The 14623-nt window shown below is 66.8% G+C and carries 11 protein-coding genes; 3 read left to right on the forward strand and 8 right to left on the reverse strand.

Annotated elements, in window-relative coordinates; all coding sequences use genetic code 11:
• Positions 1 to 249: 249 nt before the first annotated feature.
• From guaA to moeB, 5 genes are all read right to left on the reverse strand, one after another.
• On the reverse strand, positions 250 to 1815 hold the full coding sequence (gene guaA / locus AC5P67_RS16235) for a glutamine-hydrolyzing GMP synthase (protein WP_064238295.1): 1566 nt from the start codon (positions 1813 to 1815) through the stop codon (positions 250 to 252).
• A gap of 111 nt (positions 1816 to 1926) precedes the next feature.
• On the reverse strand, positions 1927 to 3384 hold the full coding sequence (gene guaB / locus AC5P67_RS16240) for an IMP dehydrogenase (RefSeq protein ID WP_005416248.1): 1458 nt from the start codon (positions 3382 to 3384) through the stop codon (positions 1927 to 1929).
• A gap of 491 nt (positions 3385 to 3875) precedes the next feature.
• Positions 3876 to 4754, reverse strand: coding sequence for a bifunctional methylenetetrahydrofolate dehydrogenase/methenyltetrahydrofolate cyclohydrolase FolD (gene folD / locus AC5P67_RS16245; RefSeq protein ID WP_005413112.1), 879 nt, complete (start codon positions 4752 to 4754; stop codon positions 3876 to 3878).
• Between the two features lie 785 nt (positions 4755 to 5539).
• Entirely contained in the window at positions 5540 to 7372 is a 1833-nt protein-coding gene (locus tag AC5P67_RS16250) for a monovalent cation:proton antiporter-2 (CPA2) family protein (RefSeq protein WP_495214921.1), read from the reverse strand.
• Between the two features lie 249 nt (positions 7373 to 7621).
• A complete protein-coding gene (gene moeB / locus AC5P67_RS16255) occupies positions 7622 to 8758 on the reverse strand; it encodes a molybdopterin-synthase adenylyltransferase MoeB (RefSeq protein WP_062606290.1) in 1137 nt (378 codons plus the stop codon).
• A gap of 88 nt (positions 8759 to 8846) precedes the next feature.
• Between moeB and AC5P67_RS16260 the strand changes: the two genes are divergently transcribed.
• The 3 genes from AC5P67_RS16260 to AC5P67_RS16270 all read left to right on the forward strand — a co-directional run bounded on the left by AC5P67_RS16260 (position 8847) and on the right by AC5P67_RS16270 (position 11213).
• Positions 8847 to 9662, forward strand: a complete 816-nt coding sequence (locus AC5P67_RS16260) for an AraC family transcriptional regulator (protein WP_005409304.1) — start codon at positions 8847 to 8849, stop codon at positions 9660 to 9662.
• Between the two features lie 77 nt (positions 9663 to 9739).
• Complete coding sequence (locus tag AC5P67_RS16265; protein WP_062606288.1) at positions 9740 to 10369, forward strand: LysE family translocator; 630 nt, start codon at positions 9740 to 9742, stop codon at positions 10367 to 10369.
• A 94-nt stretch (positions 10370 to 10463) separates the two neighbouring features.
• Positions 10464 to 11213, forward strand: a complete 750-nt coding sequence (locus tag AC5P67_RS16270; RefSeq protein ID WP_114618668.1) for a lysine transporter LysE — start codon at positions 10464 to 10466, stop codon at positions 11211 to 11213.
• A 138-nt stretch (positions 11214 to 11351) separates the two neighbouring features.
• On the opposite strand, the gene der is transcribed toward AC5P67_RS16270, so the two are convergent.
• The 3 genes from der to AC5P67_RS16285 are packed head-to-tail and all read right to left on the reverse strand — an operon-like array spanning position 11352 to position 14613.
• On the reverse strand, positions 11352 to 12749 hold the full coding sequence (gene der / locus AC5P67_RS16275; protein WP_005413118.1) for a ribosome biogenesis GTPase Der: 1398 nt from the start codon (positions 12747 to 12749) through the stop codon (positions 11352 to 11354).
• Positions 12750 to 12766: 17 nt separating this feature from the next.
• Positions 12767 to 13975 carry an outer membrane protein assembly factor BamB gene (gene bamB / locus AC5P67_RS16280; protein WP_005409300.1) on the reverse strand — a complete coding sequence of 403 codons (1209 nt, stop codon included), beginning with the start codon at positions 13973 to 13975 and terminating at the stop codon, positions 12767 to 12769.
• Entirely contained in the window at positions 13975 to 14613 is a 639-nt protein-coding gene (locus tag AC5P67_RS16285) for a YfgM family protein (RefSeq protein ID WP_005409299.1), read from the reverse strand. The genes bamB and AC5P67_RS16285 overlap by 1 nt, the downstream gene beginning before the upstream one ends.
• Positions 14614 to 14623 lie beyond the last annotated feature (10 nt).

Genomic DNA, 14623 nt, shown 5'->3' on the forward strand with positions numbered 1-14623 from the left:
TCGTCAACGGTATGAAGGAACGCGGAGGCAACACGCCATGATTACGCCATACCGATCACCCACTCACCGACCGGCCTGTCAGAAGATAATTCTCCCCCTAATCTAAGCCCCCCCCCCTCGTAGTTTCGGGCTACAACGCCAAAAGCTTGCCAAGTAATACATTCCAGCAAGCACCACGCTGATCCCGCACAGAAGATGATAGATGCTCCAAACAACAAGGGCGCCTCTCGGCGCCCTCGTTCTTTCAACTCATTCCCACTCAATAGTAGCCGGCGGCTTCCCCGAGATGTCATAAACCACCCGCGACACCCCCCGCAACTCATTGATGATCCGGTTGCTCACCGTACCCAGGAACTCATAGGGCAGATGCGCCCAATGCGCCGTCATGAAGTCAATCGTCTCCACGGCCCGCAGCGCAATCACCCACTCATAAGCCCTCGCGTCGCCCACCACGCCAACCGACTTCACCGGCAGGAACACGGCAAACGCCTGGCTGGTCTTGTCGTACAGGTCCGCCTTGCGCAGCTCATCAATGAAGATGGCATCGGCCTTGGCCAGCAGCTCGGCGTACTCGCGCTTCACTTCACCCAGGATACGCACGCCCAGGCCCGGGCCCGGGAACGGATGGCGGTAGACCATGGTGCGCGGCAGGCCCAGCTCAACGCCCAGGCGACGCACTTCGTCCTTGAACAGCTCGCGCAGCGGCTCCACCAGGCCCAGCTTCATGTGCTCCGGCAGGCCGCCCACGTTGTGGTGGCTCTTGATCACATGCGCCTTGCCGGTCTTGCTGCCGGCCGACTCGATCACGTCCGGGTAGATGGTGCCCTGCGCCAGCCACTTGGCGTTCTTCAGCTTGTTCGATTCTTCGTCGAAGATCTCAACGAACAGGTTGCCGATGATCTTGCGCTTGGCTTCCGGGTCGCTCACGCCTTCCAGCGCGGCGAAGTAACGGTCGGCGGCATTCACGCGCACCACCTTCACGCCCATGTGCTCGGCGAACATCGCCATCACCTGGTCGCCTTCCTGCCAGCGCAGCAGGCCGGTATCCACGAACACGCAGGTCAGCTTCTCGCCGATGGCCTTGTGCAGCAGCGCCGCCACCACGGACGAATCGACACCGCCGGACAGGCCCAGGATCACTTCGTCATCGCCCACCTGTTCGCGCACCCGGGCGATCTGATCGTCGATGATGTTGGCGGCGGTCCACAGGGTCTGGCAGCCACACACGTCCACCACGAAGCGGCGCAGCAGCGCCTGGCCCTGCAGGGTGTGGGTCACTTCCGGGTGGAACTGCACGCCGTACCAGCGCTTTTCTTCGTTGGCCATGGCGGCCACCGGAATGCGGTCGGTGGTGGCGGTGACGGTGAAGCCCGGGGGCGCAACGGAGACGTGGTCGCCGTGGCTCATCCAGACATTCAGCTTCGGCTCGCCGCCGTGGTCGCTCAGGCCCTTGAACAGCGCATCGGGGTTGATCACGTTCACTTCGGCGTGGCCGAATTCGCGCTGGTCAGCCGCTTCGGTGGCACCGCCCAGCTGCGCGGCCAGGGTCTGCATGCCGTAGCAGATGCCAAAGATCGGCAGGCCGCTGTCGAACACCTCCTGCGGCGCGGCCGGGGCGCCCGGCAGCGTGGTCGATTCCGGGCCACCGGACAGGATGATGCCCTTGGCGCCAAACGCGGCGATCTCGGCCGGGTTGTGGTCCCAGGCCCAGATTTCGCAGTAGACGCCCAGCTCGCGGATGCGGCGGGCGATCAGCTGCGTGTACTGCGCGCCGAAATCGAGGATCAGGATCTTGTCGTTATGGATGTTGGTCATGGCGCCCTGGCAATGCAGTAGGGAAAACGAAAACTTCGAATACTTTTTCAACAGCAGATAGAGAAAGAGGAACGGGAATCAGCTTCCTCGTTCCTCTTTGCCCGGCCCGCGTCAGGCGCGGTAGTTCGGCGGCTCTTTGGTGATGGTCACGTCGTGGACGTGGCTCTCACGCTGGCCGGCGCCGCTGATCTTCACGAACTTGGGCTTGCTGCGCATGTCTTCGATGGTGGCGCAGCCCACGTAGCCCATGGTGGCGCGCAGGCCGCCCATCAGCTGGTGGATGATGCCGCCCACCGGGCCGCGGTACGGCACGCGGCCTTCGATGCCTTCCGGCACCAGCTTGTCGGCGGTGGCGGCGTCCTGGAAGTAGCGGTCCTTCGAACCCTTTTCCATGGCGGCCAGCGAACCCATGCCGCGGTAGCTCTTGTACGAACGGCCCTGGTACAGCTCGGTCTCGCCCGGCGATTCCTCGGTACCGGCCAGCAGGCCACCGACCATGATGGTCGAGGCACCGGCGGCCAGCGCCTTGCCGATATCGCCCGAGTAGCGGATGCCACCGTCGGCGATCAGCGGGATGCGGTCCTGCAGCGCTTCGGCCACCAGGTCGATGGCGGTGACCTGCGGCACGCCAACGCCGGCGACGACGCGCGTGGTGCAGATCGAGCCCGGGCCGATGCCGACCTTCACCGCGTCCGCGCCGCTGTCCAGCAGCGCCAGTGCGGCTTCGCCGGTGCAGATGTTGCCACCGATGACCTGCACGTTCGGGAAGTTCTTCTTGACCCAGCTGACGCGGTCCAGCACGCCCTGCGAGTGGCCGTGCGCGGTATCGACCACGATCACGTCCACGCCGGCGGCGACCAGCGCTTCCACGCGGCGATCGGTGTCGCCACCCACGCCGACGGCAGCGCCGACCAGCAGGCGGGTCGACAGATCCTTGGCAGCGTTCGGGAAGTCGGTGTTCTTCTGGATGTCCTTGACGGTGATCAGGCCACGCAGTTCGAACGAATCGTTGACCACCAGCACCTTTTCGATGCGGTTGCGGTGCAGCAGCTGCAGCACTTCGTCAGACGCGGCGCCTTCCTTGACCGTGATCAGGCGATCCTTCTTGGTCATGATGTGGCGGACCGGATCATCCAGTTCGGTCTCGAAGCGCATATCGCGGTGGGTCACGATGCCGGCCAGCTGGCCGTCGCTGCCCACCACCGGCACGCCGGAGATGTTGTGCGCCTGGGTCAGGGCCAGCACGTCGCGGATGGTGGTTTCCGGACCGACAGTGATCGGGTCGCGGATGACACCGGCCTCGAACTTCTTGACCTTGGCCACTTCCGCGGCCTGCTGTTCCAGGCTGAGATTCTTGTGGATGATGCCCATGCCGCCGAGCTGTGCCATGGCGATGGCCAGGCGGGCTTCGGTGACGGTATCCATGGCTGCGGACAGGATCGGAAGCTTCAGCTTCAGGTCGCGAGTCAACCGCGTTTCGAGGTTGACGTCCTTGGGCAGGATGGTCGAGTGGGCGGGGACGAGCGAGACGTCGTCGTAAGTGAGTGCTTCAGCCTGGATGCGCAGCATCGGCATACCCGAGATGTGGGGAAGCGCGACATTTTACCCCTTTTTCGCGCCCTGTGGCAGGGGGTAGATGCGACGCAGTGTCGCGCGGGCGGCGATTGGTTCAGGGGGCCATCCGGGCCGGCGGCATACTGCCTTTGGTAGGTGCCAACCTTGGTTGGCACCTACCAGGAGCGAGTCATCGGCCTGCCTTTGGTGGGTGCGGACCGTTGGTCCGCACTACCCTTCAGACACCTGTGTCTCCTGCATTGTGCCGACCAACGGTCGGCACCCACCTTAAGAGGATCACTCGGGCCAGCCCTGGAGCGCCTTTGGTAGGTGCCAACTTTGGTTGGCACAAACAGCCAGAGGCCTTCACCCCACCTGGGGTCCAGGTGCCGGACGGATCGTGCCAACCAAGGTTGGCACCTACCAGGAGCGGGTCATCGGCCTACCCCGGCATTGTGCCGACCAACGGTCGGCACCCACCAACAGCAGATCTCCCCAATCGCAGGTCAGCTCAGCGCTTCCGCCGCTTCCAAGGTGTTCTGCATCAGCGTGGCCACGGTCATCGGGCCCACGCCACCCGGCACCGGGGTGATCCAGCTCGCCCGCTGGGCCGCAGCCTCAAACCCGACGTCGCCCACCAGCCGGCCGTCGTCCAACCGGTTGATGCCCACGTCGATCACCACCGCGCCCGGCTTCACCCATTCGCCCGGCACGATGCCCGGGCGGCCCACCGCCACCACCAGGATGTCGGCGTTGCGCACGGCCTGTTCCAGCACGTCCTTGGGGGTGAACTTGTGGCAACTGGTCACGGTGCAGCCGGCAATCAGCAGCTCCAGGCCCATCGGGCGGCCGACGTGGTTGCTCACGCCCACGATGGTGGCGTTGCGGCCGCGCACCGGCTGGTCGGTGTGGCCCAGCAGCGTGGTGATGCCGCGCGGCGTGCACGGGCGCAGGCCGAATTCACGCAGGGCCAGGTGGCCGACGTTCTCCGGGTGGAAACCGTCCACGTCCTTGCGCGGGTCGATGCGCTGGATCAGCCGGCGCGCGTCGGGGATGCCCGGCAGCGGCAGCTGGATCAGGATGCCGTTGATCTTCGGATCGGCGTTGAGCTGGTCGATCAGGTCGAGCAGCTCGGCCTCGGTGGTACCGGCCGGCAGATCGTAGTCGTGTGCTTCGATGCCGACCTTCTCGGCGGCACGGCGCTTGTTGCGCACGTACACCGTCGAGGCCGGGTCGCCACCGACCAGCACCACGGCCAAGCCCGGACGGCTGCCGCCAGCGGCCACGCGGGCGTCGACGCGCACCTTCAGGCTGTCGAGCAGGTCCTCGGCGATGCGGCGGCCATCAAGGATGCGGGCAGGATGCTGGGAGGCGGAATCGGTCATCGGGAGCGGGCGTGGGGCGGCGGGGACGCTATTGTCCCTGATTCAGGCCCCCTCGCCCACCGCCGCACGCCGGTAGTGCCGGCCGCTGGCCGGCAACTCCATGACGTCGGAACGTTTCCGTATCTGCCGGCCAGCGGCCGGCACGACCAACCGCCGGCTTCGGCAATTCCCCGCGCGGGTAGTGCCGGCCGCTGGCCGGCAACCTCATAACGTCGGAACGATTCCGTATCTGCCGGCCAGCGGCCGGCACTACCAACCACCGGCTTCGGCAATTCCCCTCACGGTAGTGCCGGCCGCTGGCCGGCAACTCCATGACGTCGGAACGTTTCCGTATCTGCCGGCCAGCGGCCGGCACTACCAACCTCCGGCTCCGGCAATTCCCCGCACGGTAGTGCCGGCCGCTGGCCGGCAACCTCCTGACGTCGGAACGCTTCCATATCTGCCGGCCAGCGGCCGGCACTACCAACCACCGGCTTCGGCAATTCCCCGCACGGTAGTGCCGGCCGCTGGCCGGCAACCCCATGACGTCGGAACGCTTCCGTATCTGCCGGCCAGCGGCCGGCACGACCAACCATCGGCTTCGGCAATTCCTCACACGGTAGTGCCGGCCGCTGGCCGGCAACCTCATGACGTCGGAACGTTTGCGCATCTGCCGGCCAGCGGCCGGCACTACCAACCGCCGGCTTCGGCAATTCCCGACCCGGGTAGTGCCGGCCGCTGGCCGGCAACCTCATGACGTCGGAACGATTCCGTATCTGCCGGCCAGCGGCCGGCACTACCGGGCTTTACTCTTCCTCTTCCGGCACGTCCTGCGGGTTCAACGTCTTGCTCGCCCGCTTCGGCGCGGTGAACGGCGTCGGCGTCGGTACGCCCTGGCCGGAGTTGCCAAACACCATCTTGGCGCCAGCATTCAGACCACCACCGGCAATTTCCAGCTCGAAGCGCTCGGCATCGCGGCGGCGGATCTGCTCGGCAATCTCGATCGCGTCGTCCTCATCCGCACCCAGCTCCACCAGCGCGGCCTGGCCGAACAACACCGCCGATTCAAACGTCTCGCGGATCTGGAAATCGACGCCGGCATGGATCAGCCGCAGCGAATGTTCGCGGTCGAACGAGCGCACCATCAGCTTGGCCTGCGGGAACTCGTGCGACACCAGTTCAACGATGCGGTCGGCGGCCTCGGCCTTGTCCACGCACACCGCAATCGCACGTGCGGTGGCCGCGCCCGAGGCATGCAGCACGTCCAGTCGCGTACCGTCGCCGTAGTAGATCTTGAAACCGAAGCGCGCCGCGCTCTGGATCATCTCCACATCGTTGTCGATGATGGTCACGTCCACGTCGCGCGCCAGCAGCGACTGGCTGGCGACCTGGCCGAAGCGGCCGAAGCCGATCAGCAGCACGCTGCCGGACAGACCCTCGGCCTCGTCCACGCCGTCCATGTTCACCGTCGGCTTCGGCGCCACGCGCTTGTAGAGCAGCACCACCAGCGGGGTCAGCGCCATCGACAGCACCACCACGGCGGTGAAGTTGGCATTGATCTCCAGGTTGATCACGCCGGCCGATGCGGCGGCAGAGAACAGCACGAAGGCGAACTCGCCGCCCTGCGCCATCAGCACGCCACGATCCAGCGCCTGCGCGTGGTCGCTGCCCATGATGCGCGCGACTACGTAGATGCACAGCGCCTTGGCTGCCATCAGCGCCAGCACCAGGCCGAGGATCAGCTGCCAGTTGCCAGCCACCACGCCCAGGTCCAGCGCCATGCCCACGCTGAGGAAGAACAGGCCGAGCAGGATGCCGCGGAACGGTTCGATGTCCGCTTCGATCTGGTGGCGGAAGGTCGATTCGCTCAGCAGCACGCCGGCCAGGAACGCGCCCATCGCCATCGACAGGCCGGACAGCTGCATCAGCAACGCCGCACCCAGCACCACCAGCAGCGCGGCGGCGGTCATCACCTCGCGCGCCTTCGATTCGGCCAGCACGCGGAACAGTGGGTTGAGCAGGAAGCGGCCGACCAGCACCAGGCCAACGATGGCGCCGACGCCGATCGCCACCGACAGCCAACGCGAACCCTCGCCATCGGCGCTGCCCGCGCTCGGGCCCATCCAGGCCACCAGCGCCAGCAGCGGCACGATCAGCAGGTCTTCGAACAGCAGGATGGAGACGATCTTCTGCCCCGACGGCAGCGCGATGTCACCGCGCTCGGCCAGCAACTGCATCACCACTGCGGTGGAGGTGAGCACGAAGCCGGTGGCACCGATGAAGGCCACCTGCCAGGGCAGGCCGAACAACTTGGCAATGCTGGTCAGCACCACCGCACAGGTAACGATCTGCAGCGTGCCCAGCCCGAAGATTTCCTTGCGGAGGCTCCACAGATGCGAGGGCCGCATTTCCAGGCCGATCACGAACAGGAACATCACCACGCCGAGCTCGGCGGTATGCAGGATCGCCTGCGGGTCTGAGAACCAGCCCAGCCCGAACGGTCCGATCGCCAGGCCAGCGGCGAAGTAGCCCAGCACCGAGCCCAGGCCGGCCCGGCGGAACAGGGGCACCATCACCACCGCCGCGCCCAACAGGGCGACGACTTTGACCAGCTCGCTGGTCGCTGCTTCTACCGCCATGCGGTGTGTTCCCCAAGATCCAGAATCGGGTTCAACAATAGAGCAATGCCGATGACGGCAATAGCACGCATGTTGCGCCGGATTGTCTTGGAGGTGGAACGATGCAGGGAGTGACCCCCGGCATCATCCCGAAACCATGCATTCGCGTCGGTGGGTGCCACCATGCACCCGCTTCGGTAGGTGCCAACCTTGGTTGGCACGAAAACGCCGACCAAGGTCGGCATCTACCAAGGCATTCCCCGGCCAGCCTCACCCACCCCGGCAGAACGCGGCGTAATCGATATACCCCGGGAATGGCACGTCCGGCGCGCACACCCGGCACTGCGGGTCCGGCCGGATGCCGGTCTCGCGGAAGCGCATGCCCAGCGCGTCGAAGCGCAGCAGCCGACCGACGAGTGGTTCACCGATGCCCAGCAGCAGCTTCAGCACCTCGGTCGCTTGCAGCACGCCGGCCAGGCCAGGCAGCACGCCCAGCACACCGGCCTCGGAACAGTTCGGCGCGAACTCCGGCGGCGGTGGCTCCGGGAACAGGCAGCGGTAGCACGGCGCCACGCCGCGCTGGCGGCCGGCGTCAAACACGCTTACCTGGCCATCGAAGCGCTCGATGGCGGCGTACACCATCGGTATCGCGTGCTTGATGCAGGCGTCGTTGAGCAGGTAGCGCAGCGGGAAGTTGTCCGAGCCGTCCAGCACCACGTCCACGCCGTCCAGCAACGCATCCACGTTCTCGGAGGTGACCCGCTCCGGCACCGCCTCGACCTCGATCGAGGGGTTGAGCGCCAGCAGCCGCTCACGCGCGGAATCGACCTTGAGCTGGCCCACGCTGGCTTCGGTATGCACGATCTGCCGGTGCAGGTTGCTGCGCTCCACGCGATCGTGATCGGCGAAGCGCAGGTGCCCTACCCCGGCGGCGGCCAGGTAGAACCCCGCCGGTGCGCCCAGCCCACCCGCGCCCAGCACCAGCACGCGCGACTGCTGCAGCCGGCGCTGGCCGGCCTCGCCCACCTGCGGCAACAGCAGGTGGCGCGAATAGCGGTCGTAGAAGTCGCGGTCGGCGGCGCTGGCCAGCGGCTGCACCAGCGGCAGCGACTGCTCGCGCCAGGCCACGGTACCGCCCGTCACGGAAGCGACGTTTGTGTAGCCGGCCTGCAGCAGGAACTGCGCGGCATCGGCCGAGCGCTTGCCGCTCTGGCAGATCAGCAGGATCTCCTGGTCGTGCCGCGGCAGGTGTGCGGCCGGGTCGGCCTGCAGTTCGCCCTTGGCCACGCCGCGCGCGCCCTCGGCCATCCCGCCGGCCCGCTCGTGCGCCTCGCGCACATCGATCAGCACCGCGCCATGGGCCAGGCGCTCGCGTGCCTGCGCGGGGGAAAGCTCTTGGATGCTCATGGCGGCATTATCGCGCAGACACCCTCGACGCGCCCTGCCCCGAACATGGCACCATGCGGGCGTTGCCCCTGCATCCCGGAACCGCTGCATGCGCTCTGCCACCGAATTCTGGCGTGACCCGCGCATGCCCTTCGTCGAAAGCCGACGGGCGTGCGACAGCCGCGCCTGCCATCGCCCGCACAGCCATGACACCTTCTCGATCGGCGCCGTGGACGCCGGCAGCAGCCTGTTCACCGGCGCTGCGGCAGGACCGCGCCTGCTGCAGCCCGGCAGTCTGGTCGGCGTACCCGCAGGCCGTGTGCACGCCTGCAACCCCCTGCCCGGCCAGGTCTGGAGCTACCAGATGCTGCATCTGGACCCGCGCTGGATGGCCGAGGTCCGCGCCGAGTATGACGACCTGCCCGAACCCGACTGGCAGCAGGAACCGATCCGGATTTCCAACCATCGCCCGCGCTACCAGCAGTACTGCCAGCTCAACGAGACGCTGTTCTCCGACGATCCAGTCAGCGTCAAGGAAGCGGCCCTGATCGCGTTCGTCGGCGATCTGGATGAACACGATGGTGTTGCCGTCGCCGGCCCGCTTGAAGATGCCGCGTTACAGCAGCGCTTGCAGCCGGTGATGGACGTTCTGCGCCAGCGGCTCGAACACACCCCGGCCCTGCAGGAGCTGGCATCGCTGGCAGGCATGAGCCGCTACCAGCTGATCCGCGCCTTCCGACGCGCCACGGGCCTGACCCCACACGCCTGGCAGATCGACCAGCGCATCCAGGAGGCCCGCCGGCGGCTGTGCGAAGGGCAGGCACTGGCCGTGGTCGCGCATGCGCTGGGCTTTGCCGACCAGAGCCATTTCCAGCGGGTCTTCAAGGCCCACGCCGGTGCGACCCCGGGCCAGTACCGGCGCTGAGCCTGCAATAACGTTCAATACCGTCGCGCGGCGCATCCCCAGACTGGCGCCCCAGCCAGCCGCCGCCGCCGGACCCGATGGAACAGTTCCTGGTCATCGCCACCGTACATTTTCTCGCCCTGCTCTCACCCGGCCCCGACTTCTTCCTCGTTGCACGCACCGCGATCACCTCGGGCTGGCGCACTGCCAGTGGCGCCTGCGCAGGCATCGCCGTCGGCAATGGCGTCTTCATCGTGGCCGCTTTCACCGGAATGGCCATGCTGCGCGCAGGCAGCGCAGGGTTCATTGCGGTGCAGTTGGCGGGCTGCGGGTTCCTGCTGTACCTCGGCACGTTGTTCCTGCGCCATGCGGGTTCGACGACGCTGCAGGCATCTGACGCTGCCCCAGGATCGCCAGCGGGTGGTGCCCACGGATGGTGGAAGGCGGCAGGGCTGGGCGCCCTGTCTGCGCTGCTGAACCCGAAGAATGCGCTGTTCTACGCGACGCTGGCGGCGATGCTCAACGGTCCGCAGGCCGCAACGAAGGTCTTCTATGGCGCGTGGATGTTCGGCATCGTCCTGCTATGGGATCTGCTGGTTGCCGCGCTGGTTGGCCACCCGTGGGTGCTGGGTCGATTCGCGCGTGCCCTGCCGTGGCTGGAACGGGCCGCAGGGCTGCTGATGATTGCGCTGGCGCTATGGATCGCCGTGTCGCTGTGGCTGGGCTGATGCCGGTAATTCGCGCCTGTCGCAATAGCGTTCAATACGGCGCGTCCAGCGCAGCCCACACTCGGCACTTTCTGTAGTTTGGTGGCAGGTTTTCGTGCAGCAGTTCTTCATCGTCGCGGTGCTGTACGGCTTCGCCATGCTCCTGCCTGCGTCGAATCACGCGAAGATCCTGCGCACCGCGATGGGCGCGGGCGGGCACGCCGCCATGGCCGCATCGTTCGGTATCGCCATCGGTGCGGGCACCATCTGCGCCACGGCCTTCGTTGCGGCGGGCATGCTGGGAAACCGCGGCCTGTGGACGCTGGCGATGGAGTGCGCGGGCTGCCTGCTGCTGCTGCGCCTGGCTGGCATGTGCCTGCGCGACGCCGGGCTGACCTCCCTCTCTCCGCTTTCCCTGCAGCTGCCCCGGGGCCTGAAGGCCCGCTCCCGTTGGCCGCACGCCGAGGCTGGATGCCTGTTGGCGCTCGCCAGCATCAACAACTGGACGCTGCAGTTCGCGGTTGCAGCCCTGGTCAGCGGCCTCGTTGCCGACATGGATACAAAGGCCGCCTACGTGGCCTGCCTGGGCGGCGTCGCGCTGTCGCTCGGCCTGCTGATGGCGTGGCTCGGCAGCCATCCGCGCTGGGCACAGGGGTGTTGCCGATTGCTTCCGTGGCTGGAGCATGCCGCGGGCCTGGTGATCGGCGCGGTGTCGGTGGCGTACCTGGCAGGGGTACTGGGTACCACCCTGGTCTGGGCAAGCCTCACGGGGCAGGCGCAGCTGCCCGAATCGATGATGGCCGCGCCCCGCAGCGCCCCATGCGCGTTGCCGCATTGCCGCGCTCGTCGCAACAGTTCGCCATGATCGAGGACTGTAGACGTAGGGGTAGTACCGGCCGCTGGCCGGCAACCTCGTGAACACGCCAGGCATCATCGGGTTGCCGGCCAGCGGCCGGCACGACCACAGACAAGAAAGGCGGCCCTGCGGCCGCCTTCCCGTGAATCACTTGCCCTTGACGTGCTTCATCAAGCGCCGCTTGGCCTTGACCTGCCGCTCGGTGAGGACGTTCTTCTTGCCCTCGTACGGGTTGGTACCCTCGCGGAAGATGAAGCTCACCGGCGTGCCGATCAGCTTGAAGCGCTTGCGGAAGAAGTTCTCCAGGTAGCGCTTGTACGACTCCTGCAGCTCCTTCAGGCGGGTGCCGTGCACGATGAAGGTCGGCGGGTTGGAACCGGCCGGGTGCACGTAGCGCAGCTTGGAGACGTGGCCGCGGATGGTCGGCGGCGGATTGGTCTCGTACGCCACTTCCAGCGCCTTGTTCACTTCGCTGGTGGTGAAGGTCTTGTTCGCCGATTCGTGCGCGCGGTGCACCGCACGGAACAGCTCGCGCAGGCCCGAGCCGTGCTTGGCCGAAATGCGCACCGATTCGGCCCAGGGCACGAAGCCCAGCTTCAGCGACAGCATGGTTTCAGCCTGTTCGCGCTGGTACTCGGTCAGGCCATCCCACTTGTTGATGGCGATCACCAGCGCGCGGCCGGCGTCGAGCACGGCACCGAGCACGGTGGCGTCCTGGTCGGTCACGCCTTCGGTGGCGTCCAGCATCAGCACGGCGACCTGGCACTGCTCGATCGACTGCATGGTCTTGACCACCGAGAACTTCTCGACGACCTCGTCCACGCGCGAACGGCGGCGCAGGCCGGCGGTATCGATCAGCCGGTACTCACGTCCATCGCGCTCCAGGTCCACCGCGATCGAGTCGCGGGTGGTGCCCGGCACGTCGGAGGCGATCATGCGCTCCTCGCCGAGGATGCGGTTGACCAGGGTCGACTTGCCCACGTTCGGACGTCCGACGAAGGCGATGCGGATACGGTTCGGATCGTTGTCCAGCTCTTCGCCGCTGCCTTCTTCCGGCAGGCGCTGGATCACTTCGTCCAGCAGGTCGTCCAGGCCCTGGCGATGCGCGGCCGAGACGGTCAGCATCTCGCCGAAGCCGTAACGGGCGAACTCCGAACGGACGCTGTCCTCGTCGGTGCCGTCGATCTTGTTGATCAGCAGCAGCGTCGGGCGCGACAGCTTGCGCAGCCAGGCCAGGATCTCGTCGTCCAGCGCCGAGGTGCCCTCGCGGGCGTCGACGACGAACAGGATCAGATCGGCTTCGGCCGCCGCAGCCCGGGCCTGGCGCGTGGTGGCACCCGCCAGGCCTTCGTCTTCCCCGGCAATACCGCCGGTATCCACGACGAGGAAATGGTTGTCCTCGTCGAGGCGGCAGACGCCGTAGTTGCGGTCACGGGTGACGCCGGGCTGGTCATGGACCAGCGCGTCGCGGGTGCGCGTAAGCGCATTGAAAATAGTCGACTTGCCGACATTCGGCCGTCCAACCAGGGCGACCAAAGGCAGCATCGCGATTACTCCAATTTTTAATTTGCCAACCGGAAGGCGGTCAGCTTGCCATCCACGTTCTGCACCAGCAGCACCCCGTCGACGACGACCGGCTGGGCCAGCAGGGCGTCACCGCCACTCTTCGCCCGTGCCGCCATCGCACCATCGGAGGTCTTCAACCAGTGCACGTATCCCTTGTAGTCGCCGACGACCACGTAATCACCGTGCAGCGCCGGGCCGGTCAGCGAACGACGCGCCAGCTCGGTCTGCGACCACATGGCAGCGCCGGTCGCCTTGTCCAGGCCGAACACGCCACCCTTGTTGTCGGTGACGAACACATTGCCCGACGACACCGCCACGCCACCTGCACCGCCATGGTCGCGCGCCCACAGCGGGCGACCGGTCGGGCCTTCGATGGCCATGGTCTGGTTCTTGAAGCTGCTCACGAAGAGGGTGTTGCCCTCCAGCACCGGAGCACCGTCGACATCGGCCATGCGGTCCAGCTCGGTACGGCCTTCGCCGTTGCCAAGGTTCTGTTCCCACAGGGTACGTCCATCCTGCATGGCCAGCGCGGCAACCGCGCCTTCGTCCTTGCCGATGAACAACACGCCCGGACCGGTGACCACCGGCGCGTTGCCGCGCACGGTCAGCGCCGGCAGTTCGCTCGGGTTGAACCACTTCTGCGTGCCGTTGCCGGCATCGAACGCGGTGACGCGGCCGTCGTTGCTGCGCACGAACACCAGGCCCTGGGCCACGGCCGGCGCGGCAATGACCTCACCCGGAACACGGGCGCGCCACTTCTCGCTGCCGTCATTGATGTCCAGGGCGATGACCTGGCCATCGAGCGTGCCGATCACGACCAGGTTCTCACCGACACCCGGGCCGCCGGACAGGCGCAGCTTCGGCTTCTTCTTTTCCTTCTGCGGCTCCCAGGTCCAGACCTTCTTGCCGGTCTGCAGGTCGATGGCGTGCACGCCGCCGGTGATCGCCGCAGCGAACACGTGGCCATTGGCAACGGCCGGGCCCTGGCGCACGCCGATGCGGCGCTCGCCCTTGCCGAGGTTGACCGACCAGGCCTTGTTGACCTTGACGCTCGGCTCGAACTTGACCAGCTCAGCCGGCTCCTGGGCCTTCTTCGCTGCCGCGTCCTTGCCGGCGAACCAGCCCTTCATGGTGCTGCAGCCGGTCAGGGCCATGCCCATCAGGAGCACGGTGGCGACGCGGGTGATCATGACCTTCTGACTCATCAAACCGACTCCGCAGGGGCGGCGACCGTGCCGCCGGCATCCATAACCTTGGTTTCCAGCAGGCGCCGCTGCGGCGCTGCCACGTCAAGCGACTTCAGCGCCTTCTCGTACTGTGCGCGGGCGTCATCGCGCTTGCCCTGCGCCATCAGCGCATCGCCATGGATTTCCAGGCTGCTGCTGTCGGTGGCGCTGCCTAGCAGCTTGATCGCCTCGTCGCTCTTGCCGGTGGCCACCAGCAGGCGGGCCACACGCTGGTCGACCACGCGCTGCAGGTCGCTTTCGACCTTCACGGCGCGCAGGGTGGCCAGCGCTTCTTCGTTCTTGCCGGCGTCGACCTGGGCCTTGGCCAGCTGCAGCGCCGCGAGGTCGCCATAGATGCTGGACGGGCCCGCTTCGAGCGCCTTCACTGCCTTGGCAGCGTCGTCGAGCTTGTTCTGCTGAAGACCGACCAGGGCCTTCTGGTATTCCACGTTGGCCGAGGCCAGCTTGCCGCCCTGATCCTTCTGGTACCACTGCCAGCCGGCAATGGCACCGATCGCGATGGCTACGCCACCGAGGATGCTGGCGCCATTCTTCCGCAGCCAGCTGCGGACGCGTTCACTTTGTTCGTGCTCGTCGAGCAGATCGTCGATCGCCATGCGTACTCTC

This window comes from Stenotrophomonas sp. YJH_SMC_21 (assembly GCF_059369555.1).